The organism is Alicyclobacillus fastidiosus (genome assembly GCF_026651875.1).
Classification (GTDB): domain Bacteria; phylum Bacillota; class Bacilli; order Alicyclobacillales; family Alicyclobacillaceae; genus Alicyclobacillus; species Alicyclobacillus fastidiosus.
This window is the reverse complement of the sequence record NZ_CP104067.1, coordinates 2,898,122-2,924,826: the sequence shown is the minus strand read 5'-3', so window position 1 is coordinate 2,924,826 and position 26,705 is coordinate 2,898,122. Positions and strand designations below refer to the sequence as shown.

At 54.2% G+C, this 26,705-nt stretch carries 31 protein-coding genes and 1 tRNA gene; 9 read left to right on the top strand and 23 right to left on the bottom strand.

What is annotated here, in order from left to right:
- The first annotated feature begins 213 nt into the window (after positions 1-213).
- A complete protein-coding gene (locus NZD89_RS14620) occupies positions 214-357 on the top strand; it encodes a hypothetical protein (RefSeq protein ID WP_268003550.1) in 144 nt (47 codons plus the stop codon).
- A 136-nt stretch (positions 358-493) separates the two neighbouring features.
- Here NZD89_RS14620 and NZD89_RS14615 read toward each other — a convergent pair whose 3' ends face one another.
- Positions 494-1,321 carry an aldo/keto reductase gene (locus NZD89_RS14615; protein WP_431308717.1) on the bottom strand — a complete coding sequence of 276 codons (828 nt, stop codon included), beginning with the start codon at positions 1,319-1,321 and terminating at the stop codon, positions 494-496.
- 238 nt (positions 1,322-1,559) lie between these two features.
- Between NZD89_RS14615 and NZD89_RS14610 the strand changes: the two genes are divergently transcribed.
- Together NZD89_RS14610 and NZD89_RS14605 are read left to right on the top strand one after the other, a co-directional pair.
- Positions 1,560-1,763 (top strand): hypothetical protein, encoded by a 204-nt coding sequence (locus NZD89_RS14610; protein WP_268003548.1) that lies wholly within the window; start codon positions 1,560-1,562, stop codon positions 1,761-1,763.
- A gap of 105 nt (positions 1,764-1,868) precedes the next feature.
- Positions 1,869-2,768 carry a lytic murein transglycosylase gene (locus tag NZD89_RS14605; protein WP_268003547.1) on the top strand — a complete coding sequence of 300 codons (900 nt, stop codon included), beginning with the start codon at positions 1,869-1,871 and terminating at the stop codon, positions 2,766-2,768.
- An 80-nt stretch (positions 2,769-2,848) separates the two neighbouring features.
- Here the strand turns inward: NZD89_RS14605 and NZD89_RS14600 are convergent, their stop codons facing one another.
- Both NZD89_RS14600 and NZD89_RS14595 read right to left on the bottom strand, forming a co-directional pair.
- Positions 2,849-4,753: a cobaltochelatase CobT-related protein gene (locus tag NZD89_RS14600; protein ID WP_268003546.1), complete on the bottom strand. Its 1,905-nt coding sequence runs from the start codon at positions 4,751-4,753 to the stop codon at positions 2,849-2,851.
- Positions 4,754-4,765: 12 nt separating this feature from the next.
- The gene (locus tag NZD89_RS14595; protein ID WP_431308716.1) at positions 4,766-5,614 is read right to left on the bottom strand and encodes an ATP-binding protein; all 849 of its coding nucleotides are present in this window, start codon (positions 5,612-5,614) and stop codon (positions 4,766-4,768) included.
- A gap of 273 nt (positions 5,615-5,887) precedes the next feature.
- On the opposite strand from NZD89_RS14595, the gene NZD89_RS14590 reads away from it, so the two are divergent.
- Complete coding sequence (locus tag NZD89_RS14590) at positions 5,888-6,220, top strand: hypothetical protein (protein ID WP_268003544.1); 333 nt, start codon at positions 5,888-5,890, stop codon at positions 6,218-6,220.
- A gap of 50 nt (positions 6,221-6,270) precedes the next feature.
- On the opposite strand, the gene NZD89_RS14585 is transcribed toward NZD89_RS14590, so the two are convergent.
- The 6 genes from NZD89_RS14585 to NZD89_RS14560 all read right to left on the bottom strand — a co-directional run bounded on the left by NZD89_RS14585 (position 6,271) and on the right by NZD89_RS14560 (position 9,837).
- The gene (locus NZD89_RS14585; protein WP_268003543.1) at positions 6,271-6,402 is read right to left on the bottom strand and encodes a hypothetical protein; all 132 of its coding nucleotides are present in this window, start codon (positions 6,400-6,402) and stop codon (positions 6,271-6,273) included.
- 130 nt (positions 6,403-6,532) lie between these two features.
- Complete coding sequence (locus NZD89_RS14580) at positions 6,533-6,997, bottom strand: hypothetical protein (RefSeq protein ID WP_268003542.1); 465 nt, start codon at positions 6,995-6,997, stop codon at positions 6,533-6,535.
- 418 nt (positions 6,998-7,415) lie between these two features.
- Entirely contained in the window at positions 7,416-7,568 is a 153-nt protein-coding gene (locus NZD89_RS14575; protein WP_268003541.1) for an aspartyl-phosphate phosphatase Spo0E family protein, read from the bottom strand.
- Between the two features lie 160 nt (positions 7,569-7,728).
- Positions 7,729-8,814, bottom strand: a complete 1,086-nt coding sequence (locus NZD89_RS14570; RefSeq protein WP_268003540.1) for a nitric oxide synthase oxygenase — start codon at positions 8,812-8,814, stop codon at positions 7,729-7,731.
- A gap of 116 nt (positions 8,815-8,930) precedes the next feature.
- The gene (locus NZD89_RS14565) at positions 8,931-9,329 is read right to left on the bottom strand and encodes a hypothetical protein (protein WP_268003539.1); all 399 of its coding nucleotides are present in this window, start codon (positions 9,327-9,329) and stop codon (positions 8,931-8,933) included.
- A 91-nt stretch (positions 9,330-9,420) separates the two neighbouring features.
- On the bottom strand, positions 9,421-9,837 hold the full coding sequence (locus NZD89_RS14560) for a hypothetical protein (protein WP_268003538.1): 417 nt from the start codon (positions 9,835-9,837) through the stop codon (positions 9,421-9,423).
- Here NZD89_RS14560 and NZD89_RS14555 point away from each other — a divergent pair.
- From NZD89_RS14555 to NZD89_RS14545, 3 genes are all read left to right on the top strand, one after another.
- The gene (locus NZD89_RS14555) at positions 9,824-11,278 is read left to right on the top strand and encodes a recombinase family protein (RefSeq protein WP_268003537.1); all 1,455 of its coding nucleotides are present in this window, start codon (positions 9,824-9,826) and stop codon (positions 11,276-11,278) included. The genes NZD89_RS14560 and NZD89_RS14555 overlap by 14 nt on opposite strands.
- Positions 11,279-11,721: 443 nt before the next feature.
- Positions 11,722-13,074 carry a cation:proton antiporter gene (locus NZD89_RS14550; RefSeq protein WP_268003536.1) on the top strand — a complete coding sequence of 451 codons (1,353 nt, stop codon included), beginning with the start codon at positions 11,722-11,724 and terminating at the stop codon, positions 13,072-13,074.
- A gap of 405 nt (positions 13,075-13,479) precedes the next feature.
- On the top strand, positions 13,480-14,775 hold the full coding sequence (locus NZD89_RS14545) for an Nramp family divalent metal transporter (RefSeq protein ID WP_268003535.1): 1,296 nt from the start codon (positions 13,480-13,482) through the stop codon (positions 14,773-14,775).
- Positions 14,776-14,869: 94 nt separating this feature from the next.
- Here the strand turns inward: NZD89_RS14545 and NZD89_RS14540 are convergent, their stop codons facing one another.
- The 3 genes from NZD89_RS14540 to cbpB form a co-directional block, all read right to left on the bottom strand.
- Complete coding sequence (locus tag NZD89_RS14540; RefSeq protein ID WP_268003534.1) at positions 14,870-15,106, bottom strand: biotin/lipoyl-containing protein; 237 nt, start codon at positions 15,104-15,106, stop codon at positions 14,870-14,872.
- A 97-nt stretch (positions 15,107-15,203) separates the two neighbouring features.
- Positions 15,204-15,911 carry a biosynthetic peptidoglycan transglycosylase gene (locus NZD89_RS14535; protein ID WP_268003533.1) on the bottom strand — a complete coding sequence of 236 codons (708 nt, stop codon included), beginning with the start codon at positions 15,909-15,911 and terminating at the stop codon, positions 15,204-15,206.
- A gap of 39 nt (positions 15,912-15,950) precedes the next feature.
- Positions 15,951-16,400 (bottom strand): cyclic-di-AMP-binding protein CbpB, encoded by a 450-nt coding sequence (gene cbpB / locus NZD89_RS14530; RefSeq protein ID WP_268003532.1) that lies wholly within the window; start codon positions 16,398-16,400, stop codon positions 15,951-15,953.
- A 180-nt stretch (positions 16,401-16,580) separates the two neighbouring features.
- Here cbpB and NZD89_RS14525 point away from each other — a divergent pair, with 180 nt between their 5' ends.
- Positions 16,581-17,324 carry a polysaccharide deacetylase family protein gene (locus NZD89_RS14525; RefSeq protein WP_268003531.1) on the top strand — a complete coding sequence of 248 codons (744 nt, stop codon included), beginning with the start codon at positions 16,581-16,583 and terminating at the stop codon, positions 17,322-17,324.
- Positions 17,325-17,330: 6 nt separating this feature from the next.
- Here NZD89_RS14525 and NZD89_RS14520 read toward each other — a convergent pair whose 3' ends face one another.
- Positions 17,331-18,089: a CheR family methyltransferase gene (locus NZD89_RS14520; RefSeq protein ID WP_268003530.1), complete on the bottom strand. Its 759-nt coding sequence runs from the start codon at positions 18,087-18,089 to the stop codon at positions 17,331-17,333.
- 48 nt (positions 18,090-18,137) lie between these two features.
- On the opposite strand from NZD89_RS14520, the gene NZD89_RS14515 reads away from it, so the two are divergent.
- A complete protein-coding gene (locus tag NZD89_RS14515; protein WP_268003529.1) occupies positions 18,138-19,043 on the top strand; it encodes a patatin-like phospholipase family protein in 906 nt (301 codons plus the stop codon).
- 44 nt (positions 19,044-19,087) lie between these two features.
- Here the strand turns inward: NZD89_RS14515 and ndk are convergent, their stop codons facing one another.
- From ndk to plsY, 10 genes are all read right to left on the bottom strand, one after another.
- On the bottom strand, positions 19,088-19,537 hold the full coding sequence (gene ndk, locus NZD89_RS14510; RefSeq protein ID WP_268003528.1) for a nucleoside-diphosphate kinase: 450 nt from the start codon (positions 19,535-19,537) through the stop codon (positions 19,088-19,090).
- A gap of 65 nt (positions 19,538-19,602) precedes the next feature.
- Entirely contained in the window at positions 19,603-20,586 is a 984-nt protein-coding gene (locus NZD89_RS14505; protein ID WP_268003527.1) for a polyprenyl synthetase family protein, read from the bottom strand.
- A 40-nt stretch (positions 20,587-20,626) separates the two neighbouring features.
- Positions 20,627-21,343, bottom strand: a complete 717-nt coding sequence (locus NZD89_RS14500; protein ID WP_268003526.1) for a demethylmenaquinone methyltransferase — start codon at positions 21,341-21,343, stop codon at positions 20,627-20,629.
- 2 nt (positions 21,344-21,345) lie between these two features.
- On the bottom strand, positions 21,346-22,059 hold the full coding sequence (locus NZD89_RS14495) for a heptaprenyl diphosphate synthase component 1 (protein WP_268003525.1): 714 nt from the start codon (positions 22,057-22,059) through the stop codon (positions 21,346-21,348).
- A gap of 102 nt (positions 22,060-22,161) precedes the next feature.
- Positions 22,162-22,404: a trp RNA-binding attenuation protein MtrB gene (mtrB, locus tag NZD89_RS14490; RefSeq protein ID WP_268003524.1), complete on the bottom strand. Its 243-nt coding sequence runs from the start codon at positions 22,402-22,404 to the stop codon at positions 22,162-22,164.
- Between the two features lie 66 nt (positions 22,405-22,470).
- Positions 22,471-22,547, bottom strand: a tRNA-Pro gene (locus NZD89_RS14485).
- A 284-nt stretch (positions 22,548-22,831) separates the two neighbouring features.
- A complete protein-coding gene (gene spoIVA, locus NZD89_RS14480) occupies positions 22,832-24,310 on the bottom strand; it encodes a stage IV sporulation protein A (RefSeq protein ID WP_268003523.1) in 1,479 nt (492 codons plus the stop codon).
- A 265-nt stretch (positions 24,311-24,575) separates the two neighbouring features.
- Positions 24,576-24,959 (bottom strand): glycine cleavage system protein GcvH, encoded by a 384-nt coding sequence (gene gcvH, locus NZD89_RS14475; protein ID WP_268003522.1) that lies wholly within the window; start codon positions 24,957-24,959, stop codon positions 24,576-24,578.
- 92 nt (positions 24,960-25,051) lie between these two features.
- The gene (locus tag NZD89_RS14470; protein WP_268003521.1) at positions 25,052-26,092 is read right to left on the bottom strand and encodes an NAD(P)H-dependent glycerol-3-phosphate dehydrogenase; all 1,041 of its coding nucleotides are present in this window, start codon (positions 26,090-26,092) and stop codon (positions 25,052-25,054) included.
- Entirely contained in the window at positions 26,089-26,703 is a 615-nt protein-coding gene (gene plsY, locus NZD89_RS14465) for a glycerol-3-phosphate 1-O-acyltransferase PlsY (protein WP_431308715.1), read from the bottom strand. The genes NZD89_RS14470 and plsY overlap by 4 nt, the downstream gene beginning before the upstream one ends.
- Positions 26,704-26,705: the final 2 nt, after the last annotated feature.

Genomic DNA, 26,705 nt, shown 5'->3' with positions numbered 1-26,705 from the left:
ACGTATACCGCACCAATCACCAGCAGTCCACCGAGGACGGCTACAAACAGCAATTTGTCTAGTGTCTTCATGTCTTTTCACCTGCCAGGAATTAGTCTCTACATGCCAGCGCGCAACTATTCAGCGGGCCTTTGAGCAGTTCTACCCGAGCAAAGTGCTGGAAGGCATGTTCGAGTCGGTGAAGGAAATCCTACGGTCGGGGAGGCGATGACCATGGGAGACAGCAAGACGTTCAACTATCCAAAAGCGCACCGCAGAAGTACCAGTTCGCAATCGGGAAACAGCAGTTTGGTGGACAAACCAAGAAAGGCTTTGAACCAGCCTACGTCTTTTCAAAAAGGCGGAAACGGTCAGTAAGACAGGTTCCACTCACCAGATGAAACGCCCTGGCGCACGCAATGCATCTCTGGCGGCGTAGATATCCTTGCCATGAAGAAGGCTACCCTACAGCAAAGGGTAGCCTTCTATCATCAATGAACGCGTTCTGGCGCGCTTAAAAGAGGAGCTCATCCGGATCTGGCCCAGTACGTTCGTTTGTGTTCAATTGTCCAATCCGCTTTAGATCGGTGTCGTCCAGTTGGAAATCAAAAATACCTGCGTTTTCCTCGATGCGATTACGGTGAACGGACTTCGGAATGGTGATCACCTTGGTGTCCAGGTCCCACCGCAACACCACCTGCGACGGCGTCTTGCCGTACTTCGCCGCGATGTCGAGAATCACCGGGTCGTCGAGCACTTTGCCACGCATCAAGGGCGCCCAGGCCTCCAACTGAATTTGTTGCGACTCGCAAAACGCCTTGAGTGGTTCCTGCGTCAACCTCGGATGATATTCGACTTGGTTGACCGTCGGACGAATTTCAGTTCGCTCCAAGAGCGTTTGCAGGTGATGGACTTGAAAGTTACTCACCCCGATGGCACGAATGTACCCGTCCCGGTACAACTTTTCAAACGCCTTCCAGGTATCGACAAACTTGTCCTTGCCCGGCCAATGAATCAGGTACAGGTCTATGTAGTCAAACTTGAGTTTCTTCCGGCTCGTCTCAAAAGCCTTGAGCGTGCTCTCGTATCCTTGCTCCGTATTCCAAAGCTTCGTGGTGACGAACACGTCTTCCCGTTTGAGGCCTGAAGTGCGGATGGCTTCGCCAACGCTTTCCTCATTTTCATAGAGTGCGGCGGTATCGATATGCCGATACCCAATCTCCAACGCGTCGTGGATGGCCTGCTCCACTTCTGCCCCAGCCTGTGCTTTATACACGCCAAGGCCAAACCAAGGCATTTCCACACCATTGTTGAGTTTCGTAGTTTGAAAAATCTGGCTCACCATAGCATCCCCTCCAGTACCAACTATTGTACCGGAAGGATTTTTTCTCGGAAAGCATTCGTGTAGATATATTCAAACTCCACCTACGACGGCTAGACACCGTGTGTAGGTGGAGGGGAATTCGCATCCCCTGCCACTCTCCGACATGATATGACACGTTTGCCGAAAGTGTTATTTGAGAAAGAATGAAAGTGAACGTCTGCGCCGTGCGCAGAACATGAAGTGGAAGGTGAACCCGTTGAAGGAATACCATTTTCGCGTTGTCGGCGCCGAACATACGACACGGCCGCAGCAACTTCAGTGCGACCACCAGTGCACCTACATCATTCAGTGCGTGAATCCGGTCACAGACGAGGTAGAACTGGAATTTTGTCCGCTTCAGGCAGAACGCTTCGCTGGCTCTCTACTGGACGCTATCGAGTTGTCTCACAAGTCAGCGTAATCCGCCAATCAGGCGGATTTTTTCACTTTTTCGTCACAAAGGCATGTTTTCGCGATTCATCGCGTACATCTTCTTTAGACAAGCTCGATAGAAAGGGAGATGTAATTGATCAGGCAGGTTCGTATCGGCCTCACGTTGCTACTCGCAGGCGTACTCGCTATCATAGCCTTTACCCACGCTGCAGGCGGATTGCGCTGGACCAGCGAACGCGCCTCGTCGCGCTCCTCGGCACCTTCGGACGTTCTAGTCACCACTCCAATTGACCAACAGGCAGTCCTTGCACCATCCCCACCGACGACCGCACAAATACCTAATATCGAAAAAACCCATGCGATATTCGCCGATTGGGTCCACCCTCTTACCGCTCACCCTCAAATGGAACATAAATTGCAAGACGGACAGGCCGTCAAGGTCCCGACTGCCTCGAAAGCGACGTCGATGAGCGTCTCGACAGGCGGCCCATTGACGTACACCGTCATGCCAGGCGATACACTTTGGGCCATCTCCATGGAATATGGCGTCTCTGTCACCACCCTCGAACAGACCAACCAAATCGCGGGTTCGGCTCTTTACGTCGGGGAAAAATTGACGATTGAGGCGCCCATGGCCAACTACACGCCGACGCAAGCCTCTTTGTCCCTCATTCAACACGCCCCGCCGTCCCTTATGCCGGTCTACCAGGCTGCCGGGAAGAAGTATGACATCCCGTGGACTGTTCTCGCTGCCATTCACAAGGAAGAGACCGACTTCGATTGCACCGGTCAGGATGTCAGTTCTGCAGGGGCACTGGGGCCAATGCAGTTCATGCCATCCACGTTCGCCATTTATGGCGTTGCGGCCCCTGGTCATACGGTCCCGAACATCCACAATGTCGACGACGCGATTTATTCAACGGCGCACATGCTCGCAGCACAAGGGTTTGACCGAGATCCGTACCACGCGATTTACGACTACAATCACTCGGTCTCGTATGTGGACGATATCCTTCGAATGTCGGCGGTGTAAAAGGCTATGCTCCTATATGGGACAAGCGCGGCCGGCGCGGTGCAACGCACGCACAAGTGGCCTGTTCGGTGTGACGCGGACTACCCCCGCGCCTGCTGGCGGATGACGAGCGACAGGGCGCGCTCCATGGCCGCTGGAAACTGACTTGCGTCGTGCACGACCACACACCTCTGACCATACATCTGCTTGAGCATCTCCGTCGTGTGTGTTTCCCCTGGCGACACCACACACAAGTGAAGAATGTGTACTCCTTTGGCCTCTAATGCGCGAATGGCGTTCTTCGTATCGATGACCGCGTCGCGGTAGTCCTCTGCCGCTGGCTCCCCATCCGATACGACGATGAGCCACTTCTGCCTCTCCTGGCGCCGGAGAAGTTGTTCACCTACCTCGCGTATGGCATAGCCATCGCGGTTGTCGAGCTGGGGCTCCAACAAATCGAGGTATGGCGCGACGTCGGCGCGCGAGTCATCGGAAAATCGCACGGCGTGAAGCAAGTGCGTGACTGGTTGAGCCTCTCTGGTGACGGACGTGCCGAGGGTATCCTCCCAGAAGCCACACACGTCGTGTGCGATGTGTAGTTGCGAAAACGTCTTGTGAAACAGGTAGAGCGTTGGCTTCATCGCCTCCAAGCGCTCATACATCGAACCGGAACAATCGACCAGCAATTGTACCGCCACGTCGAACCATTTACTTTGGTTCGACTTGTGGTAGAACAACCTCGGATGCTCCTCTGTCCACAAGCGGGTGAGACGTTTGTCCAAGCGGCCGTGGCGAGTGTTTTCCTGCCTGGCTTGCATCGCGTGCAACAGGGTGGCATCGAACAGCTTGACGAGCTTTCGCCGCGCAGCCTTTGTTTCGCTCTCCCAAAACGCCACCTTCCCTTGTGCTTCGGGGCCCGGTCGGTGACGTTCCACGTAGCGGACGCCGATGGTGTCCACATTCGACGAAGCAGGTGTAACCCCTAGACGAAGCTCTGTGTCTTCTTCCGCTTCGCCATGATCCTGATGAACGCCAGAATTGGCGTGTCCGCGCCGGGTGATGACGGAATCGGGGGTATCCTCGCCTTCCCGCGCACCCTGGTCGATGGCAGGGACGCTTTGATTCTCTTGATTTTCCATCGAGAACGCACCGGTCGCGCGCGAGTTTTGTTCTTGCGTCCATACTTCTATTTGTTCCCGGCGCTGTTCCTGTGCTTTCTGTGCGTCTTGAAGTGGGTCGCGATGTTTCGCATCTGGCTGCCGTTCCTGCTCCTGTTCCGGTTTGATTGGCGCCGGCGCGAAGTCGTCCGTATCAAAATCGAACCAATCGTATCCCGTGTCGCGCGCGCTGCCTGCCGGATAGAGACGCTCCACATCGCGTGTAAGGGCCAAGGTCGCCGAGGCCACATCCTCTGTCGATCCCGCCCGACCCACGGACCTCGCATACATTTGCAGGGTCTCTACCACTGCATCCGCCCTCTCCGACGCATGTGGCGACGAAACGGCGTTCAAGAGCAGGTAGGCGTCGGTGAACAGCAGATCTAATCGATGACCGTCCCGCTCGCGATTGAGTCGATTTTGTTGTAGCAACCGACCGTACGCGGCGGACCTTAATCGCAATGCCGACTCTGCGCCTGGGCGCATTTTTGCGATGAGACGCCCCAGTCGAGCGTCTTCGGCGGCACACAGCAATTGTCTGGTCAGCTTGGGGAAACGGGTCGCGCTCGCCTCCATCCACGCTTGCCGCATCACGAGGCGCTGCGTCCACAGGCGATTGCCGACTGCGCGCAAGTATACGTCGGCCTTCTGCGCCTTCATCCGCTCGGTCGAGCCGAGGGATTCCCAAAACGTCGAAATCGTCACGAGAGGTATTTCCCACCGCCACACCGAGTGCATGCCATACGAGACCTTTAAGTCTGGTGTGTGGCTGAGGGCCACGGCGAGATCGGCAAGCTGGGTCTGCACCCACCACGTTTCCGACGGGGCGTCAAAACGAAACGTCTGCACCTGCTTCGCCCCCTATCGTTCTAGCGGAAAGTACGTTTCAGCGAGGTTCATCACGACAGCCTGTTCGCGCTCGTCGTCCAATTTCGCTGCGACGGCCCGCGACACAGCGCGAGCGGCTGGGATGTGAGCCGCCAAGTCGCACGCATCTAAGAGTGCGCGTATGGACGCCCCTTCCTCACTCACTTCGCCGACGCGCGCGGCCGCTACCAAATCCGCTGACAAATCGGCAAAATGCTGGATCATCTTCTCATCTTGCAGTTGCGTTCGCGCACGGATGAGCGATTTCAGCGGCTCGCCGGAGAGATACGGTACGTCGACTACGATGAAGCGATTCCGAAGTGCTTCGTTCATCGGAGACGTCCCGACGTACCCCTCGTTGATGGCGGCGATGACTCGAAATCGCTCGTGTGCCGTGATGGTCTGTGCCGTAAATGGATTCATCAACTGCCGTCGATAATCGAGGACGCTATTGAGAATCGGTAACGTTTCCGGACGAGCCATGTTGATCTCGTCGATGTACAGCAAATGCCCTTCGCGCATCGCCCGAACCACAGGCCCTTCGACGAACCGAATCTCCGACCTGCCATCCTCCGTAGTCAGCGTTTTGAAGCCGAGGAGGGATTCGGCGTCGAGATCGACCGAGCAATTGATAGATTCCATCGGCAAGCGCAGTTTCTCAGCCAGAGATTGCGCGAGTTTGGTCTTTCCCGACCCGGTAGGTCCTCGCAGCAACAGGTTTTTCGACAGCGATAACGCAAGCAGCGCATCAAAGAGGAGTGTCTTATCCCCTGTGACAAATCCCTCGTCGGTCAGTGCGTCGCGGTATGATGTAAGGTCTAATTGCCCTGTAGGTGCGGGCATATCGATGTCGTTTAACGTCCATCCGTCCATATCGTCGGTTCGGTCCCTTCTAACACTCATATCATCCTTACGTTGGACCACACCCAAAACAATGTCAAGGCAGGCCATTTTCTACCCTCAAAGAGCGGTACCTGCCTCGCGGTTCGAAAATCGAACGCGCCGGTACCGCTGTTTGTGCGTTCGTCCGCTGCAGTCTCGCAAACGCAAACGTACAGTATAGTGAGCTTCTCACACTTTTACAATTCGAGTGCGAAAGGAGGTACGCACGTACACATGTGTACCCAACGAGAATGTGAACAAGCTGTTGGACATTGGGTCAGTTTTCGGACAAGGTGGGGTGCGCACCGGGGGATCATCGAGAAAGTGACGCCGCGCGGCGTGTTGGTGCGCGTACCGTCAGATTACGCTCCGGCGCAACTCATCCATGCAACAGACGAGGACAAATTGGACGTCGCACTCACTCGCTATGGATATGGAATTCGCCACACCGGTTACTGGGGCGGTGGCTACGGTCCAGGAGCAGGTTACTACGGGAGGCGCTGGGGTTATCCGGGATACGGCGCGTGGGCCGGAGGCTGGTGGCTCTGGTGGCTCGCGTTCGCTTGACACCCGAGGCTACGCACCGGAATCCGTCCGCACGTACACAAGATCGGACGCTAACGGATTCGTCTCTTGGCAATGGTCACGGAAATGAACGTTAGAATCCGCATGGAGATGACCACGATTCCCGACAACAGGCAAAGTACAACCGCTGGAAGCAATAGGAATGTGTAGAGCGCGGATGCCATTTGGTTTCACCTTCTCGGACGGTTTTGTTTCTATATTGTCCAAATATCTCCCTCGGGACGCATCCACCTTCCCTCGCGTCGAACCGAAAAACCGCTCGAGCGAGCGGCTGTCAGTGAATCACTGCAGTTGTTAGCGCTGTTGCTGCGTCTGTTGTTGGTGTTGCATCAACTGTTGACCCATCTGACCAAATTGCTGCGCCTGCTGATTGGTGTGTTGTAATTGCTGTTGAGACTGTGATAACAACAGGTTCATTTGCGAAAGCACCTGACTGGTCTGAAGGTGTTTAACGGCTTGACCCAAAATTTGAATGGCCTGTCGGATGGCTTGTTGCAGTTGTTGCGTGGCCAATTGCTGCTGTTGCTGAGCTTTTTGCGAGAACGACTGCATCTGCTGCACCAGTTGTGCCGACTGCTCGGGTTGTACTACGTCTGGTTGCATAGACGCATGGTTTTGTGAATGAACCTGGCTCATCATCTGCTGCACCTGCGCCAATTGGCTTTTCAAACCGGATATCTCTTCTCCAAACTCTGCACGAAAATGTCTCGCTGCTTGTTCGGCAAGTTTTCGTAGTTCCTTCTCTGCATCACGATCCACGGTCAGTCCTCCTCCGACTCGTCAGGTCAAGCTTACTTCGATATGATTCACAGAAAAATGTGTTTCAATCGGAGGAGAACCTACCATTCACTGGAATTGCACGGCGGTGCGCGGTGCGCTGTGCGGATGTGACTTGAGATGTGTCGACGTAGCTGACGTGATGTAGAGGGTCAGACCCTGAAACGAGAGGAAATGAGACAAGGCGCGGACACGGGTCAAATCGTCCGCTTCGCCTATTGTGCGTGCAGATCACGAGCAGAAAATGCCAAAGAGCCTCCGCCGTGAAGACCCTCAAACGGAGATGAACGCGAAGCTAGATTTTATGAATGAACCATCTATACTTTGGGGTCAGCAAAACTGCACATCGCAGTCAGGTGAAGCAGTTGGTTTAAGCGGAGGCAAATATGTACGGAACACTCTAATGTGGCATCGACTGCTGGACGACGAATATCCATGAGTCGAGTTGTTGGCTAATGTGTACGACCTCAGGGTCGCATAAGTTCCCCTTTTGTTCAGCGACAGCGATCATCATGATTCGCAGTTGTTCAATTTCGTTCTCCAACGCTTCCAAGTGATACGACTCCTTACCGATATTTTTTCACGGCACCGAACAAACGTAGCACATGAATGCCGTCAAACCGTGTCGTTTCATGTCCGACACAAAACGTTCATATCGGCAACACTTACATATACATAAGACCCAATTATTACAATTTAGAACTGAGGTCGTTCTAATAAGGTCGTTGTTGATAGAAATAATTCGGGTTCACTATGCGGTTGTCGTACTGCTTATGAAAGATGTGCGTCGTCGCAGGTGAGACTGGAGGAATCAACCAGGTCCAATCACCCGTTAATGCTCGTCCACTGTCCATCTCGTGTTGTTCAAACCGTGCGAATTGCTTGCTCGCTGTGTGGTGATCGACAATACTTACGTGACAAGCCTGAAAAGAATGTAGTACGGCTATGTTTAATTCGACAAGCGCCTTGTCTTTCCAGAGCGTGCGATCTGTGGACGTATCCAATCCCATCATGGCCCCGAGCTTGGGTAGGACGTTATAGCGATTCAAATCGGCCAAATTTCGCGCACCGATTTCCGTCTCCATGTACCAGCCATTAAACGGTGCAGCCGTGTAGCGGATGCCACCGATGTCCAACACCATATCCGAAATCATCGGTACAGCATACCACTTTAGCTGCAGATCTTCGAAACACTCAAGTTCCGGATGGCGAATCGGAACTTCGAGCACAAGCTCCTCCGGGATGTCAAACCATCTCGGTTCTTCGTCAGCAACCTGGACGACGAAAGGCAACACGTCAAAGTGGGTCCCTTCCCCCCGCCACCCAAGTCTCGTACATTGTTCCGTAAAGCTAATGGAGTGTGCATCCCCAATCAGCTCACCAGTTTGCGTCCTGTAGCCTGCGTAGCGGATCAACTGGTGGTTCCAGATTCGAACCTGGTCATCTGGCCCCTCTTGCCTAAATACCGTAATCGTCGGCCGTACCCGGCCTTCGTTCGTCGCGAAGCGAATATGCGCAAACACCGCATCGCGGATTTCGTCCACCGATTGCAGCCCTCGACAGTCAAAAACTTTAAGCGAGTTCCAAAACAGGCGCCCAATGCAGCGATTGCTATTTCTCCAGGCCATTCGCGCCCCGTGCTCCAACTCTTCATATGTATGATGGTATGTGCCTGACGACTCGATCTCCGCCGCAACATCCTCCAAACGCCGTTCCAGCTGTGTGACGGATTGTCCAAGTTCGGGGTAGCAACATTCCATAAATGCCTTGGCCTTGTCATAGAGCATGTCTTCATTCATACGGTCTGGCCCCTCAACCCTTAACATGGATGATATTATACCGCGTATGTCGAAGGGAACAAAAACCGCTTCGTGACCGTCCAACTTCGTCATCTCAGTCGCAGCCAGTGCCAAGCTCACTCCGGAGCGCCCTTGCGTTCGTACTTGGCCAGTGTTTGGCGCGCCTGCGCGCGAGCGTCGAACAAGTCATTGTATGTCTCTGTACTCTTGGCGAGTCCAAGGTTCACTTTGTGGATAAATCGATCCGCCGATTCATTGTAGCGTTCCAGCGCCGCCTTGTATTCATCACACTGAATCTGTAATTGGTCTGCTATCTCATGAATGTCAACTGCCGTCGACCGGTAATGTTGCAACCGCCGATTCCACTTGTCGTGCCCCTGCTCGAGTTCTAAAAGTTGCGCTTGCAGGTCGCGGATGGTGGCGATGAGGTGCTTTTGTAGCCCGCTCAACTGTTTCGACTCCCAAAAGTCGATTTCGGCATTCGTCAGCACGCGCCCATCGTTCGTAATACTCATGCATCATCCCTCCGGTTCCCCTGCGGGACCATCCCCATAACGTATGTCTTCACATCAATTCTATGAGTCTGAATACGGATGTCAAAACCGATTAGTCCATCCGTGGCTTAACTTCTTTGTCGTCCGCCGCCATCGTCGCCTTGCGTCGCGCCGCTCGTAGCTGGACCTCCCGGAGATACGCGTGCCACCGGTCTAATGCTTCCTTGGAAGGCCGATTGTTCTGGACGACAGTAATTCGCGGTTTCATCGCCATCTCCTCCACTAAGATGGTATGAGACGCCGCCTTGGCCACTTGCCTACACAAAGTTGTCATCCCCACAGCAGACGGACACTGTTGCTGGCGTACGTTCCGGTATGAAACGGCAAGTGCGACGGCGACCTTCATTCTGAACCCAGCCCGGCAAACGTATAGTTCATACCGAGTCTCATTCCTTTGCGCCAAACGCCAAGGGTTTGGCATTCGAATGGACATCTCCCACGCGGGGGCGGTGAACATGCGCACGGCCATTTACACGCGCGTCTCCACGGACCAGCAGGCAGAAGACGGGTTTTCACTGGATGCCCAGCTCTCCCGACTTCACTCGTACTGTCACTCACAAGGGTGGTCTGTAGCAGCGGTTTACACCGACGAGGGAAGATCGGGGAAGGACATGCAGCGACCGGCCTTGACCCAGCTCCTCGACGACGTCAAACACCGCAAGTTCGACGTTGTCCTCGTATACAAGCTGGATCGTCTGACGAGGAGCGTCCGCGATTTAGACGAACTGCTGTCTATCTTCAATGCATACGGGGTTGGCTTCAAAAGCGCCACCGAGGTGTACGATACCACCTCGGCCACTGGGCGGCTCTTTCTCCATCTGGTGGCCTCTCTGGCGCAATGGGAACGCGAGACCATCGCTGAGCGAACGCGTGTGGGTCAGGAGCAGATGACTTACGAAGGGAAATGGTCCGGGGGGCGCGCGCCGTTTGGATACGATTACGTAGGCGGACGATTGGTCAAAAACGCAGCGCAGGCAGTCGTCGTCCGCGAAATTTTTCAACGATACGCCGACGGCCAAGGAACCGGGCGAATATTGACCTGGTTAAACCAGCCTGACAATCCACAATTGGCACCCAACAGGCGATGGACGCAATGGGGGCTCAAATATGTCCTGCGCAATCCCCTTTACGCTGGTTACGTGAGATACGGCTATCGCACTGGCGACGGACGCAGACAGCCAAACCCCATCATCGCCAAAGGTGAACACGAGGCCATCATCGGCGACGCGTTGTGGCGGCGTGCGGACGACGTGCGGCGGCACCGATTCAGACAGCCGTCAGAGTTTCATCCTGGGACATATCCGTTGACCGGAGTCGTTCGTTGCGGACACTGCGGAGCCGCGATGTCGGGCAGGACGAAACACTCCTCGTCGCACGGCAAGTCGGTCGTCAAACGCTACTATGCTTGTAACGAGCGACAACAGTCCCGATTGTGCAACATGCCGATGATTCAACAGGAGGTCATCGAGGAAGCCGTTCTCAAGGAGATAGAATGCTTTTACTGCACCCACGACGAGATTCCATCCGACCCGACTTCGGATGCGACCAAAGCGGTGGAACGCTTGTCGGATGAAATCGCGATGGTCAGGAAGCGGCGCCATCGGTGGATGAGCGCATTCGAGGACGGAGCGATTACGTCCTTAGAACTACGTGGCCGCCTAGACGACTTGAACGACGAGGAACGCCTGCTGCAAATGCGCCTCGTCGAGTTGCAAACGGCGACACCGCTCGATGCGGCATACCTGCGTGAGCTGACGGGATCGTTTCGATGCACGTGGAACGCTTGTGAACCATTTGAGCGAAAGGAGCTTGTCCATCTTCTTATCAAGCGCCTAGATGTACACGTAAACGGTGAGATCGTTCGCAATCGACCTGCTCCCCTGCGCCTACAAATTGAGTTTCACGTCTAGCCCTTCTGTGCGCACCAGGAAGGTATCAGGCGTTCGCCTGGATTTTTGCACTCGCATTCTTGTGGTGACGACGAACCACCAAGGCTATCTCCGATGTACATCGGGGATAGCCTTGTGCTCCCTGTGAAGGCGGACAAGCCTTCGACAAGATGAGCCTGCGTATCCAGCTGGTTGGTTAATTTAGTCAAAACGTGGCCATGCTGATAGCCCGATGACGGCGACGACAACATCTCGCAACGACTCCATGTGGCAAGTCGTCGTCGCATCGGTCTAGTGCAAACCCAGTGCAAACCCAGTGCAAACTATTTTTTCGCCCGACTTGTCACGGTGCATGTCCCGATAGGTGTCCGCCTTGGACAATTCATACCCCTCTACATAAAGTATCTTACGCTTGGCTGCGGCCACATTTATAGCGGCCACATTTATAGGAGAGGGGAACGACAATGTTCACACTGGCAGGATCCGACTTGTCTCGATTCCTATGCGGATTGGTCATGTTACTGATTGCCGCCAATCTATTCGGGTACATTGCGGAACGGCTCGCCATACCGCGAGTGATCGGCGAAGTGGGAGGAGGCCTTGTACTCGGTCCCACGTGTCTCGGCGCTCTGTTTCCAGCCTCGTTTCACTGGTTGTATCTCGGCTTCTCGTCGGAAGGTAATCTATTTGGGCTCATCTACTACATCGGTGAGTTGCTCCTGTTGTACACAGCTGGGCTGAAAATTCAGACGAGATTCGCCAAGAGTGACATCAAAACGGGGCTCGCTATCATCCTCGGGTCCACTATCATCCCTTTTGGAATTGGCTGGCTCTCGACCTACGTGTTTCATCCAGCCCGGTTTCTCGGACCCGACCACAATATTGTGGCACTCAAAATCGTCGTAGCGATTTCGATTGCAGTCACATCCATCCCAGTCATCTCCAAAATCTTTTCCGATCTCGGCATTATGCACTCCCGCTTCGCCAAAATCATCGTAGCCGTGGCGGGCGTCCACGACCTGTTGCTGTGGGTGGCACTCGCCGTAGCATCTGGCATCGTCTCCGCGCCCAATCACGGGTCCGGCGCAATCGACGGCTGGGTGGTGTCAAAGAGCCTCGTCGTCACGCTCGCGTTTCTCGTGGTGTGTATCGGAGTCGTACCATGGGCTTTGCGCAAAGTCACGTCCCGCAAAGCGAATTTCTTGTTTCGAGCGTCGTTTTTGGGGTACTTCATCGTGATTTTGCTGGCGATGGCCGATATTGCCGGTTACCTGCAAGTGGACGTGATGTACGGTGCCATCTTGGCGGGGGTTGCCACGAAATTCACACTGCCTGACCACTTGTTTCAGCGATTACAGGACGGCATTCAAGGAATATCCTTTGCGTTTTTCATCCCACTGTATTTTGCGATTGTCGGCATGCAACTCGATCTCGCCAAGAACTTCGACCTCGGGTTCTTCGTGCTCTATGTCATTTTTGCGACCGTCGTCCAGAGCGTCGTGGTCTATGTGACGTGTCGCGCCATCAAGGCGGATCGCCTGACCAGCGTGAACTTCGCAGCCGCGATGAACGCAAGAGGCGGCCCCGGTATCGTGTTGTCGTCGACGGCTTACGCACTGGGAATCATCAACCAGAACTTTTTTGCCATCTTGGTGATGCTGGCCCTCGTCACGTCCTGGATGGCAGGAGCGTGGCTGCGGTTTGTGCTGCGTCGCGGAAAACGCCTCATGCCGGGGGACGAACACCTGATTGTGCGCAAAGTGCAAGAGGAAGTTCAGTTTGACATCGGCACAGAGGTTCCCGCCTCACACAACTGATACCAGCGCTGAAGAACGCCGTTTTGATTCGAAAAGGTCTATTACGGAAACTTACCTAAGGGGAACAGCGCGCTGTTCCCCTTTATCGTACATAACTACGTATGGGGCACCCTTTGCAGAACACAATAAGCGGCAAAACGAGTCACTGGAGGAACCGGCCCATATGGTCTTTCTGATCTGGATTATCGCAGGATTCATTGCAGCATTCATCATCACCTTCCTCGTCCGCACCACACGGCACAATCCTTCACTAAGTTTCCATTCACACTCGCCTTTCTATGTAATATAATGGTGTGAAAGTTTCCCGAGACTAAAAATTTTTCGCGTCGGACATATTCTTGCCGTCACGAAATATAAATTCGTTGCGCATCATAGCATGTACGGTTCGCTTGAGGAGTGATTAGAATGGGAATTTCAGTAAGCGCTTCGTCCTCCGAACATAAAGCGGTGGCGCGTGCGCGAAAAGTTCTGAACCAACGAAAACGTGGATTGCGCGGCTTACTCCCGTTCATTGGGCCAGCCTTCATCGCGGCTGTGGCGTACGTGGACCCGGGCAATTACGCGACCAATATACAGAGCGGATCGCAATTCGGATATCGGTTGTTGTGGGTTGTGGTCCTAGCCAATCTGATGGCAATTTTCATTCAGCGCCTATCTGCAAAACTGGGCATAGCGACTGGAAAGAACTTGCCAGAGCTCTGTCGTGCGTATTTTCCGACGCCCGTCAATATTGGGCTTTGGGTGTTTGCCGAAATCGCGGCGATGGCGACCGACTTGGCGGAGTTCTTAGGCGCGTCACTCGGTCTAAATCTGCTGTTTCACATCCCTTTGCTCGTAGCAACGGTCATCACGGGCATTGGCACATATTTGATTCTCATGTTGGACAGATTTGGGTTCCGGCCGTTGGAGCGCTTTATCACGGCGATGATTGTGCTGATGGGCGTGTGTTACTTGGCGGAAACCATCGTGTCGAAGCCCAGTTTTCAACAAATTGCCGTACACAGCGTCGTTCCGTGGCTTGGGAACACGCAAGCCGTGATGCTGGCTGTCGGCGTCATCGGAGCGACGGTGATGCCACACGTGGTATACCTTCACTCCGGACTTACGCAACAGCGTATTCGACCGCAAAACGACGAGGAGAAAATTGAAATCAACCGCTTCAGCACCAAGGAAATCATCATTGCGCTGGTACTCGCCGGCCTCATCAACATGAGCATGATGTACATGGCCGCTGCGGCGTTTCACGCGACGGGGCACACTGACATCGCCGACATCCAAACGGCCTATCGAACGCTCACCCCGTTATTGGGCCCTGCAGCATCTGCTGTCTTCCTCGTCTCTCTCTTGACGTCTGGCTTCAGTAGTTCGGCGGTCGGCACGATGGCCGGGCAAGTCATCATGCAAGGTTTTGTGGGCTTCACAATTCCTCTTTGGGTTCGACGAGTCGTTACGATGATACCGACGATCATTGTCGTTTGGATGGGACTAGATCCGACCCGAACCTTGGTCGTCAGTCAGGTGATTCTCAGCTTGGTGTTGCCGATGCCGATTTTCTCGCTGGTGTATTTCACGCATCGGCGCGATATCATGGGCGTACTCGCCAACAGGCGAATCACGTCCTTCATCGCCTCCTTTATCGCCGTACTCGTCCTCGTACTCAACATCGTTTTGATTCTCGGATCGTTCGGCGTGCAAATTTGAAACGCCCCGCCTCATCACCGACGAGTTTCGTTCGGTGTGACAAAAAAGCGCGTCTCCCATCGGAGTCGCGCTTCTTTGCGTGGTGGAAAGATGGTTACGCCTCTTCGATCCGGCAAAGGACGGCATTCATGTCCGCATGTTGTCCGACAGGCACCAAAATTTCCTTGACCGTTCCCGTGTACTCGGACGGCACTTCGATGGTCACTTTGTCGGTCGTCACTTCAAGGAGTGGCTCGTCTTGCTCAACGTGATCGCCAACCTGTTTTAACCAAGTAGTGACCAGTGCCTTGTCCACACTATCACCGAGTTGCGGCAATTTGACGTCTACCATGAAGTCATTCCCCTTTGTGCTATGTACTAGGTCTTCCTTCAATCTACATGGAAACCAGACCGAGGGCAACCGCCCCCAACATCGGCTCACTCGCGACTTATTCTACGAGGTGAATCGGTTCTTGATAAATCTCATCTGCTTTCGCGTTGGTCAAATACCCTGCGTCCACCATATTCTCGAGCACCAACCGCTGACGCTGTCGAGCTAACGTCAAGTTCGTGAACGGGTCATAGGCAGAAGGCGCATTGGGCAATCCCGCGAGCATCGTCAGTTCACTGGCATTGCACTGTGCCGGAGATCTGCCAAAATACGTCTCTGACGCGTTATACAGCCCATACGCGCCGTGCCCGAAGTAAATGACGTTGGTGTACAAGGCGAATACGTCCGGCTTGGACATTGTATCGTATACGCCAATTGCGTACAGAACTTGCAAGATCTTTCGATGCAGCGTCTTTTGCTTTGAAAGCAGCGTATTATCTATCAATTGTTGAGTGATGGTCGAACCACCTTCGACATATCCGTCCTTCTGAATGTCGACGACAATGCTCCGAGCGATCCCCACCACGTCGATTCCCGGGTCGTTTTCAAATCGCCTGTCTTCCGTTGCAATAATGGCGTCTCGAAAAGTTGTCGGAATTTCGTCGTCGGTCAGTGGCCGAACGCCTTTGCTCTGCATCTGGGTATTGGCGGCATCCCTCACCTTGTTCGCAATGGGATAGGCCGTGTGAAAATATACGTTCATGGCGCCAAGACATAGACCCAAGAGCACCGCGAGTCCAAAAATGAACTTAATGAACCGGATCATCTATGCCACCCTCGCATCCGACTGTCGTAACCTCGTCCGTTATGACGGATTCTTGGTTTGCCGTATTGCGTTGTGAACCAATGCTAAGATGCCCCGTCTCGCCAATAAGCCGATAAATTGACCGTCATCGTCTTCCACGCACAAGAACGGTGCGTCAATGCTGATCTGGAGTGCGCGGATAAAGGATTGATTCTGTCGAATCCTTGGTACATCGACGTTCATCACGTCCTGGACGAGAAAATTGGACAGCGAGTCGAATTCGATCCGCTCGAGTCCCAAAATCCGGTCAAGGATCATCGTTTTGCTGATGACTCCGGCGACAACACCGTTACTCGCCACCACCGGGATGGCAGAATAGCCGGATTTAATCAACACGAGTAGCGCGTGTTCCGCCGAGTGGGCTGGGTGGACACAGGCGACATCTTCTGCGTCAATCACCATGCGAGCTACCTCATCGTCCTGCAATGTCAACGTTTCAATAGATTGCATAGGATCTCAGGATGACTCCTTTCGTCAACGCCCGCGTAGGCGTCGGTCGGGCAGCATCTGTATTTTACCATGAAACTCGCCTCGGTAATCATATACCTTCCAATTCGTAGTCGATAGCCCTCGAAAGTGCGCAACACTTCCTGTCGTTCGGGGTACCCTAACCGCGAAGGGGTGAGCAAAATGCACCGCACGTTGCGCGCACTGTTGGCCGCAGCTATCGTCATGGCGACGTTTTTTCCTACGGATGACGCCGCACAAAAGAAGGATCGTTTTTATTTCGAACGACTCGGTTACGCACATTGGCAAGTGCCCACCCATAGGAAAGTTGTCGCGCTCACCTTCGACGATGGCCCGGACCCCACCTATACACCGCAGGTTTTACAGTTGCTCGCCGAAAATCATGACCAAGCGACATTTTTTCTCATTGGTCGCAAGGTCAGCGAACACCCCGATATCGTGCGACAGACGGAATTTCTCGGAAACGAGCTCGGAAACCACACGTTTTCCCACCGCCACCTCGCACACATGAACACGTCGGAATTGGCTGGGGAGCTAGATCAGACGCAAAACGCCATCCTGCAGGCCACGGGTCAGAAGTGCAAGTACTTTCGCCCTCCGCGCGGCTACTACGACGAACCATCCGTGCTCACCGCGCACGACCGCGGATATCCTGTGATCATGTGGTCCTGGGACGAAGACAGCCGTGACTGGCAGGCGCCAGGTGTACACAATATCGTCAATAACGTTCTCAAACACGTACACCCAGGCGACATCATTCTCATGCATGACGGCACCGGAAACAGCAAACAAACGATTGCTGCGCTGCGTAAAATCCTTCCAGACCTGCACAAACGCGGTTATCAATCGGTCACCATCTCCGACCTTCTCCGATCCGCCGAACGCATCGAGGCAGAGTCCAAATAGCCGAGGTCAGCTGAGCCTGCGGTACATAAACGGAGCGACGGGCGCCAGGTTCGGCAATTTCATACCGAAGAACTGCTCCGTGCTGCCGACAAACAAAATGCCGCCAGGCTTCAGAGCGTTCGAGAACCGCTCGAGAATGTCCTGTTTGGTAGGGTCCGTAAAATAAATGAGCACATTGCGACATACGATTAGATCAAGTGCGTTCGGGTAATCGTCCTCTAACAGATTATGTTTTTGAAAGCGAATGTTTTCACGAACATCGGCGTGTACCTGATACTCTCGCCCATCGAAGGAAAAGTATCGGTCCAGGTAATGCTTGTCTAACCCGCGCACTTGTAAGGGATCATACCGGCCAGCAGCTGCGCGGTCCAACACCCGCTCGTCGATGTCGGTCGCGAGAACGGGGTGCCCCATACGCCTGAGCTCCGACAGCATCATGACGAGCGAATACGGTTCTTCTCCGGTCGCGCAGGCGGCGCTCCAGACGCGTGGCGTAGCACCCATGTCGCAAACCAGATTTCGCAGGGTGTCCCATCGCTCAGGGTTGCGAAAAAACTCCGAGACGTTGATGGTCATCTTGTCCAGCAATTCGTTCAAAAGTGTACCGTCGGCCTCAAGCGCCTGAACATACGCTGGAAACGACGAAAATCCGCGCCTGTCCCGCAAATTGGTCAAGCGCCGTTCCATCTGCGGTCGTTTGTATCTAGTTAAGTCAATCCCTGTCAACTGACGAAATGCACCCATAAACCACGCAAACTCATCCATCTACTACACTCCTCCGGTTGGCAACGCATCGCACCAAGGGGTGGTTCTATGCCGGTACAACGTCACTCAGGTCGGCCCAAGCTCGGTTTAGCGCTCAGCGGAGGCACCCTCAAGGCAGCCGCGCACATTGGCGTGCTCAGCGCCTTCGAAAAACTTGGCATTCAACCGGACGTCCTGGCCGGAACCAGTGCCGGTTCCCTTGTCTCCGTCCTCTATGCGCACGGCTATCGAGACGACCAATTTCGCAAACTCCTGCAGACGTTTCCCGGATTACGGCTGTTTGATTACGGATTCCCCGTATGGTCCTCGGTGTACTCGTGGACCGTCAGCCACCTGCGACAGCGGACGTCTGGAACCTCGACCATTCCCGCGGTACCGACAGGGCTCCTGCGAGGGCACAAACTCACCCGCTACATCGAACGTTTAATTGAGCACCGACAAATCCAAATTCCATTCTACATCGTGGCCACCGACTTAGTCAGTGGCAAGCCAATCGTGTTCGCAAGTGACCAGGCGAGGCCATCTGATGCATATGTACAACTCAAGGACATCGCTCGTGCCGTCACAGGCAGTTGTGCACTGCCGGGCATCTTCTCGCCCGTGGTCCTAGACGGGTACACCCTGGTTGACGGCGCCATGCGGCACTACATACCCGTATCGGTGCTCAAGGACGCAGGGTGCGACAAGATTATCGCCGTGAACCTATACCGCCTCCCCGCCAACTACGAGCCAATCACGCTCGTGGATGTGCTGGCGAGATCGTTTGATATCTTGCTTCGAGAGTCCATCGACAACGACATCGCACCTGGTCCAGAACTCTATGTACTGGAGCCAGACCTCAGTAGCGTAAAGTGGAGGAAGTTCGCCCAGATGACCGACTGCGTCGCAATTGGGCAACGGTTGGTTCTTGAGCGACGGATGGAACTGCAGGATTTCTTGCGGAGTCAATCATAAAAAAAGGGCCCCTTATCGGGCCCTTTCCCTTCCAAGTTCGCGAATTACGCGAGCCACACGTCAACCGCCCGGTCGTAAGCGACAGATTCGTCGTTAAACCACAGCTTGATTTCACGAGCGGCGCTCTCGGTGGAGTCGGAGCCGTGGATGATGTTCATGCCAATGGTCAGGCCGAAATCGCCGCGAATCGTCCCAGGAGCGGATTCTGCGGGGTTGGTTTTGCCCATCAAAGTGCGAGCCACGCTGACGGCACTATCGCCTTCGAGCACCATAGCGAACACTGGTGAAGAGGTGATGAAGGACACGAGGTCCTTGAAGAACGGACGTTCCTTGTGTTCAGCGTAGTGCTCTTCAGCCAGGGACTGCGGAACTTGCATCAGCTTCGCTCCAACAAGCTTGAGCCCCTTTTTCTCAAATCGACTTACGATTTCCCCGACCAAACCACGTTGTACTCCGTCGGGTTTTACCATCACAAACGTCTTTTCGACTGCCACGAAAGCCACTCCTTTAGCTGTTGTTGCCAGCGCTATTGTACGAGACTTGAGGGCGACTGCGCAAGTTAGAACGAACGCTCCGCCACAAAACGCGTCAAAACCGCCAGTTCCTCCCGAACGCGGTGGTCACTCACCCGCTCCAAGACACCGATTGCCTTACTCAAATATCGCTCTGCCAAGGCACGGGCGACCGGCAGACCTTCGGTTTCCAACACGATGGAAACGGCCTCCTCGGCGTCCGACTCCTCCATGTCCTTGTGAATGAGTTTGCGCAGTCGCACCCCGACACTCGGCTTCTGCGCAGCGACCAAGGCCGGAAGCGTCAAATTGCCCTGCCGCAAATCACCGCCGACAGGTTTTCCCACCACATGCTCATTGCCGACAAAATCTAACACATCATCGATGATCTGAAAGGCCATACCCGTGTAATGACCAAACAGCCTGAGCGCCGATAGGTCGCGCGCGTCGGCAGCGCTCACCCGCGCCCCCAACGCGCAGCTCAAGGCGATGAGCAGGGCCGTCTTGCGCTCAATTCTTCGCAAATAGGTCTTTATCGATTGGTCCCAATTATAAAAGTCGCGGATCTGTTCGATTTCCCCTTCACACAATCGCACCAAACCAAGCGACATTTCCCGATGCACGTCGGTATTATCCACTTCGGCCAGCAACTGAATCGCCCGAGCAAACAAAAAATCGCCCGTGTACATAGCCGCCAAATTCCCGTACTCGCTGCGTACAGTCGGTCGTCCGCGACGAACGGCCGCTTGGTCGATGACATCGTCGTGCACGAGTGTAGCCATATGTATCATCTCGAGCGCCGCAGCGAGTTTCGGAACGTCGTCGCGGATATTTCGAGCTGGTTGATGAGTCGTCCCGCAGATTAGCGCAAACAGCGGCCGAAGGCGTTTCCCACCAGCGTCCAACAACTGGTTGGAGGCCTTCGCCAACACCGTCTGATGAGACTTCGCGCGGTCGTGCAAAGTGAATTCGACTTGATCCAGCTGAGCGCGGTAGCTCTGATAAACACGATGAAAGTCCAACCGGGTCACGCCTCTCGTTAGAGGTTGTCCAAAACGGCGACGTCGTCTCCTATTCAGACAAAGCCTTATAACCAATGTGAAGTGCCGCGATGCCAAAAGTCAGCGGAAAACTCTTGACTGACGTCATACCCACCTCGCGGAACATCTCTTCAAGCTGATGCCGATTCGGAAAATCGGTCAACGACTCAGGCAGCCATGCGTACGGGGCGTCGTCCTTGACGACAAGCGACCCGATACGAGGCAATATCTTGTAAAAATAAAAATAGTAAATCTGTCGAAAGAAATCCGAATCAGGCTTCGAAAGTTCCAGCGAGACCACCATCCCGCCGGGTTTTACGACGCGAAGCATCTCGCGCAGACACGTCTCCACACTCGGTACGTTCCTGAGAGCAAACCCGATGGTCGCGATATCAAACCGATTGTCCTCGAACGGCAAATCCATGGCATTGCCGTGAATGAAATCGATTCTGTCCCGCTCTTTACACGTACTTAACCGCTCTTCTGCAACTTCCAGCATCGCCTCTGTAAAATCGAGACCTGTCACATGGCCTTCTGGCCCGACCCGCTTGGCCATCGCAAATGTCCAAGCGCCCGTGCCGGCCGCGACATCAAGAATGTTGGCGTCGCGTCGAAACGGAATCTGCCGCATCGCAAAATTGCGCCAGAGACGATGTTGTTGAAAACTCAAAACTGAATTCATCACATCGTATCGGCGCGCGATTTTCGAAAATACTTCATGAACATGTTCGGCCTTGTCACCTTGCATCTTTAGCGATTCCCCTCCGCCCAACTCAGATCCTCAACCGTCCGTTGGATAGGCTGAAAGTATTCCACCAAAAAGTTATACAAGGGGCCGACGAGAGCAGTCGCTGGCATGGTCCCCATCCGCTGCATTGAGTCGGACAGCCACTCGGATGCTTGACGGACCGTAAAGTTGTGGTGTGCTCTCCGTGCAAGCAGTTCATTTTGAACGATATGGGCCTGGACGAGCGACTCAATATGCGTTGTCCAGAATCCAGTCTCGCCGAGGTAGTGATTGGCCAACGCATGAAGCAACTGCCCTTGCACGATTCCCATCAGTCTCATGTACTCTTGCGATGATAATCGATTCCCATCGACGGAAATCGTCATTTTCGCCTCGTTCACCCGAGCCACTGCATCACAAAGCGCGTACATCAACGCACTGTCACTCAGCTGAGCCAGTAGAAAATAGTACTTGCTACTGTCGTAATCTCCAGCCAGTACAACAAGTCCTTGCTTTTCTGCAGGAGAGGTATCCACTTCGTCATGAATCGACAGCCCCTGCTCGAGTATCAATACAGCGGTAAGCACCTGTTCCATCTCCGAGTCGGACACATCTGCCGCTGACAGAATTGCGTACCCGACGTCGAAATGAAAGCGACTGACGGATTGGCGTATTTGGCTTGTGAGCAAATACTCGTGCTGCATATGTCTCTGTGCCAGACGTTCTACACGTCTCAATAAGCTCTCCTTGCAATCCGTCAAGCCTGTGTCATCTCCTTATGTATTCCCGCCGTTCATCGTCGACACCGCTTCTGTGAGTATATCACAAAACGTGGCCACTTACTTTTCTTCGTCGGATCCATCCGTCCGGATCAGGCCATGCTTCGTATACAGTAAAGCTTTCCCACGAATCTTCATCGCAGACGTGTGTTCTGTAAACTGAGCGATCATCACTTCGTTTTTGTCCAACTTCTCCGCGTGATGAAACCTGGTCTCGGGACCACGCGTCATGCCAATCACTTGAACGCCATTTTCGAGCGCTCGGATTACAAAATAATCCCCTAACACAGGTGAATCGGCCACTTTGTCCACCCCAATTCAGAAAAGTCCCGTAACACAGCGAAAACCAGCGTGTTTTACGCTGGTTCATGGTCGGAATGCCGGGATTCGAACCCGGGACCTCTACCTCCCCAAGGTAGCGCGCTACCAGGCTGCGCCACATCCCGCTATTGACGGCGCAAGATGAATAATCATATCGCCATTAAAGGAGCAACCGAAACAGATTCCCTCGCTCGGTGCTCAACAATAATATCACCTAAATGCGTTACTCTGCAAGTAAAATATATTCAATTTCAAAGACTTACTTCTGAATCGAGTAAAGATAGTTTTCATGACGCCCGTTTACAAAATCTCCAGATACCGTTGTCGCACCGCGGGCGCCCCTAAAATCGGGACAGAGGCCATCCCTTGGTCGTCGCCGACGCTCGAGGATGGCCCCGTCTCTTCGGGATTACAGGATGATGGCGATAAGCCCACCACTGCCCTCATTGATAATCCGCTGCAAGGTTTCTTTAAGCTTGAATTGTGCGTTTTCCGGCATCAGTGAAAGCTTGGCGGAAATGCCTTCTCGAACAATCGCCGCAAGCGACTTTCCGAAGATGTCGCTCTCCCAGATCTTCAGTGGATCCTTCTCGAAGTCTTGCATCAAATAGCGAACCAGTTCCTCCGATTGCTTTTCCGTGCCGACGATTGGGGCGAACTCGCTTTCCACATCGACGCGGATCATGTGGATGGAAGGTGCAGTTGCCTTCAGGCGCACGCCGAAGCGTGAACCCTGTTTTATCAGTTCCGGCTCGTCGAGTGTCATCTCTTCGAGTGCGGGCGGCGCAATTCCATAGCCGGTTAGCTTCACCATGCGCAGGGCTTCTGACACTTTGTCGTACTCGTGCTTCGCGTAGGTGAACTCCTTCATCATGCGAAGCAATTGGTCGCGGCCCGTGATCTGGACGCCCACGACCTCCGTCAACACGCGGTCGTACAACTCATCGGGCGCGTCGAGATCGATAACGGCGATACCCTGCCCCATATCCATGTGCGACAAGCCCGCATTCGACACGAACTCGTAGTCGGAGAACTGAGCCACGATGCGGTCAATGTCGCGAATGCGTCGGATATCTTGAATCGTGTCGCGCACCGAGTTATGGAATTCCTGCCGGAGCCAATGTTCGTCGTCGAGCACCATCACCCAGTTCGGGAGGTTCACGTTGACTTCCTTGACCGGGAATTCGTACAAGGCTTCCCGCAGAACGTAGTTGATTTCATGCGTTGTGACGGTTGCGCACGAAAGTGCAATCACAGGCACGTCGTACTTGGTCATCAGTTCGTCGCGCAGGTCTTGGGCGCGAGGATGCTCTGGGTTGACCGAGTTGACGATGATGACGAATGGTTTGCCGAGTTCTTTTAACTCTTCGACCACCCGCTCCTCAGCATCGACATATCCTTCGCGAGGAATTTCCGCCACACTGCCGTCCGTTGTGACGACGACGCCGATCGTAGAATGGTCGGCGATGACTTTACGCGTGCCGATTTCCGCCGCCTCTTGAAAGGCGACCGGTTCGTCGAACCACGGCGTTGTCACCATCCGGGGACCCGTTTCGTCCTCATATCCCCTAGCGCCCTGCACGGCGTATCCCACACAGTCGACAATGCGGATATTGACGTCCAGTCCTTCTGCCACGCCTACCTCAACAGCCTGGTTCGGAATAAACTTCGGTTCGGTCGTCATGATGGTGCGCCCTGCGGCGCTCTGTGGCAGCTCATCCGTGGCGCGGACCCGTTCGGACTCATCCTTAATGTTTGGAAGAACGATGAGTTCCATAAACTTTTTAATAAAGGTCGACTTGCCAGTGCGCACGGGGCCGACCACGCCGAGGTAGATGTCGCCCCCCGTTCGCTCAGCAATGTCCTTAAAGACGTCGAATTTTTCCACGCTTCTCCCTCCTCAAGATGACCGGCGTAGACTGCTACGTACGCATGTCTTGCCCCGGCCCACTGACAATCCCCGTAGACTGTCCCGGTGTCGGTGGACAGTAGAAAATATATGCGTAGAGCCCCAGGGTATGCTTGCTTATCAACTCGTCCCTGACGTTGACTATATATACGGCGTGTGGGAGCGAAGTAGAACGCGGAACAAAAAAAGAGCTGCCCCGCCCCATCGTCTGATGGTGTCAGGACAGCTCATCGAGCAAAAGAAATTATTCGTTCACATGTTGCTGATACTGTGATGAGTCCAACAACGCACTAAGTTCACTCTCGTCTTGCAACTCTACAACAATCATCCATCCGTCCTCATAAGGACTCGTGTTGACCCGCTCCGGTGCGTCCTCGAGATTCGCGTTCACCTCGACCACCCGGCCGCTGACAGGTGCAAACAAATCCGAAACCGTCTTAACGGATTCGACCGTACCAAACGTCTCGTTCACCGTCAGTTGAGACCCCACCTCAGGCAATTCCACATACACGATATCGCCGAGCTCGTCCTGTGCGAAATCCGTAATGCCGATATACGCACGATTGCCTTCAACGCGCACCCACTCATGTTCTTTGGAGTATTTCAGAGTACTTGGAACGTTGCTCATCGTGATCCTCCCGGTAATGAGACTGGAGCCACTTCTCCGACATCAGTTTAACAAATGGACAAACATTTACCAAGCGATCGCTACGCCAAGGATCACATGAGCTCCCACGTCTGAGCGATGACCGACTGGCCAACATCCTCCATCTCGTGGTTCTTGTCCCGCTGCATGAGGTTCGTCACGGCCTCGGTTGGCGGACAGGTCCCCTCGAGTACCTGTTGAAGGGCGCGGGTGATCGGCATTTCTACGCCCAAATCGTTAGCAAGCTGCGCGGCCGCGAACGTGGTTCCGACGCCTTCCACGGCCATCCCGATCTTGGCGAGTGTCTCTTCCAGCGATAAACCAACCGCCAACAGGCGGCCGGCGCGAAAGTTCCGGCTGTGCGCACTCGTGCACGTGACGATTAAGTCGCCAATCCCGGCGAGTCCCGAAAAGGTCAATGGGGACGCCCCTAGCGCTATGCCAAGACGCGTCATCTCCGCTAAACCTCGCGTCATGAGCGCAGCCTTCGTATTGTCCCCAAGCCCTAAGCCATCCGCCAGGCCGACGCCCAGGGCAATGATGTTCTTTAAGGTGCCGCCGAGTTCCACACCAACGATATCTGCCTGGGTGTACACCCGAAAGGCGGCGTTCATGAAGGCATCTTGAACCGCCTCGGCCGTAGATTGACTCCGGCTCGCGACGACTACGGTCGTCGGAACCTCACGAACCACCTCTTCCGCGTGTGAGGGACCGGATACGACTGCGAGTCGTCTGTCCGCGTCGGTCAACATCGTACCTATGTATTCACTCACCCTGCGGTTGTCAGGTCGAATAAAGCCCTTGACCGCGTGTGCGACGAGCGATTGCTTCGGAATGTGCGGCAGTGCTCTCTGTAGTAATTCGGGCAACGCACGAGACGGAACAGACAAGAGCACCAAGTCGGCGCCTGACAGAGCGGCTTCCAGGTCGTCCGTTGCAACCAACGACGACGAAAGTTCCGCATCCGGGAGATAGTGCGCGTTCACGTGATTCGAATTGATGGCTCGTACAACACTGCTGTCGCGACCCCATATCGTCGTCTCATGTCCATTGTGCGACAGGATGTTCGCGAGCGCCGTTCCCCAACTTCCAGCACCTAATACGGTCGCTTTCAAAAGTGATCACTCGTTTTGTCGAAAAGTTTACGTTCTTTTCCGTTCAACAGACGAACTACGTTCTCGCGATGGCGATAGATGGACAGCAAGGCCAGCACAATCGACGCCCATAGAGCCGATTCGTGCGAGGGTACGAAGACGCCTAGAAGAATCGGGATGAGAATGGTCAAAATCAAAGAGCCTAGCGAGACGTACCGCGTGAGCGCAATGACAATGAGACATAGGATGCCTGCGATGATGGTCATCAGAGGTGCCATCCACAAGAGGACCCCGATAGTCGTCGCGATGCCTTTACCGCCGCGGAAGCCGAAGAAAATCGGCCAATTGTGACCCATCACAACCGCGATGGCGCTGAGTGCGAGTGCGACGGGGTTGGCATGTGCCAGTCCGTACACGACCCACAGCGCGATCATGCCCTTCAATGCGTCCACAACCAGTACTGCGATGCCCCACTTCGTCCCCAACATGCGCAGTGTATTGGTCGCTCCAGCGTTCCCACTGCCGTGGTGTCGGATGTCTTTCCCGGAAACTAGCCGAACGACAATCGTCGACGTGGAAATCGATCCGATGAGATAGGCAATGACGATGCCCAAGATACTCCACAATACGATCA

Coding starts and splice junctions, on each gene's coding strand:
- NZD89_RS14620 (WP_268003550.1), top strand. CDS start 214: ATGGGAGACAGCAAGACGTTCAACTATCCAAAAGCGCACCGCAGAAGT.
- NZD89_RS14595 (WP_431308716.1), bottom strand. CDS start 5,614: ATGCCCGCACCTACAGGGCAATTAGACCTTACATCATACCGCGACGCA.
- NZD89_RS14590 (WP_268003544.1), top strand. CDS start 5,888: ATGTGTACCCAACGAGAATGTGAACAAGCTGTTGGACATTGGGTCAGT.
- NZD89_RS14585 (WP_268003543.1), bottom strand. CDS start 6,402: ATGGCATCCGCGCTCTACACATTCCTATTGCTTCCAGCGGTTGTACTT.
- NZD89_RS14570 (WP_268003540.1), bottom strand. CDS start 8,814: ATGAATGAAGACATGCTCTATGACAAGGCCAAGGCATTTATGGAATGT.
- NZD89_RS14565 (WP_268003539.1), bottom strand. CDS start 9,329: ATGAGTATTACGAACGATGGGCGCGTGCTGACGAATGCCGAAATCGAC.
- NZD89_RS14555 (WP_268003537.1), top strand. CDS start 9,824: ATGCGCACGGCCATTTACACGCGCGTCTCCACGGACCAGCAGGCAGAA.
- NZD89_RS14560 (WP_268003538.1), bottom strand. CDS start 9,837: ATGGCCGTGCGCATGTTCACCGCCCCCGCGTGGGAGATGTCCATTCGA.
- NZD89_RS14550 (WP_268003536.1), top strand. CDS start 11,722: ATGTTCACACTGGCAGGATCCGACTTGTCTCGATTCCTATGCGGATTG.
- NZD89_RS14545 (WP_268003535.1), top strand. CDS start 13,480: ATGGGAATTTCAGTAAGCGCTTCGTCCTCCGAACATAAAGCGGTGGCG.
- NZD89_RS14540 (WP_268003534.1), bottom strand. CDS start 15,106: ATGGTAGACGTCAAATTGCCGCAACTCGGTGATAGTGTGGACAAGGCA.
- NZD89_RS14535 (WP_268003533.1), bottom strand. CDS start 15,911: ATGATCCGGTTCATTAAGTTCATTTTTGGACTCGCGGTGCTCTTGGGT.
- cbpB (WP_268003532.1), bottom strand. CDS start 16,400: ATGCAATCTATTGAAACGTTGACATTGCAGGACGATGAGGTAGCTCGC.
- NZD89_RS14525 (WP_268003531.1), top strand. CDS start 16,581: ATGCACCGCACGTTGCGCGCACTGTTGGCCGCAGCTATCGTCATGGCG.
- NZD89_RS14520 (WP_268003530.1), bottom strand. CDS start 18,089: ATGGATGAGTTTGCGTGGTTTATGGGTGCATTTCGTCAGTTGACAGGG.
- NZD89_RS14515 (WP_268003529.1), top strand. CDS start 18,138: ATGCCGGTACAACGTCACTCAGGTCGGCCCAAGCTCGGTTTAGCGCTC.
- NZD89_RS14500 (WP_268003526.1), bottom strand. CDS start 21,343: ATGCAAGGTGACAAGGCCGAACATGTTCATGAAGTATTTTCGAAAATC.
- gcvH (WP_268003522.1), bottom strand. CDS start 24,959: ATGAGCAACGTTCCAAGTACTCTGAAATACTCCAAAGAACATGAGTGG.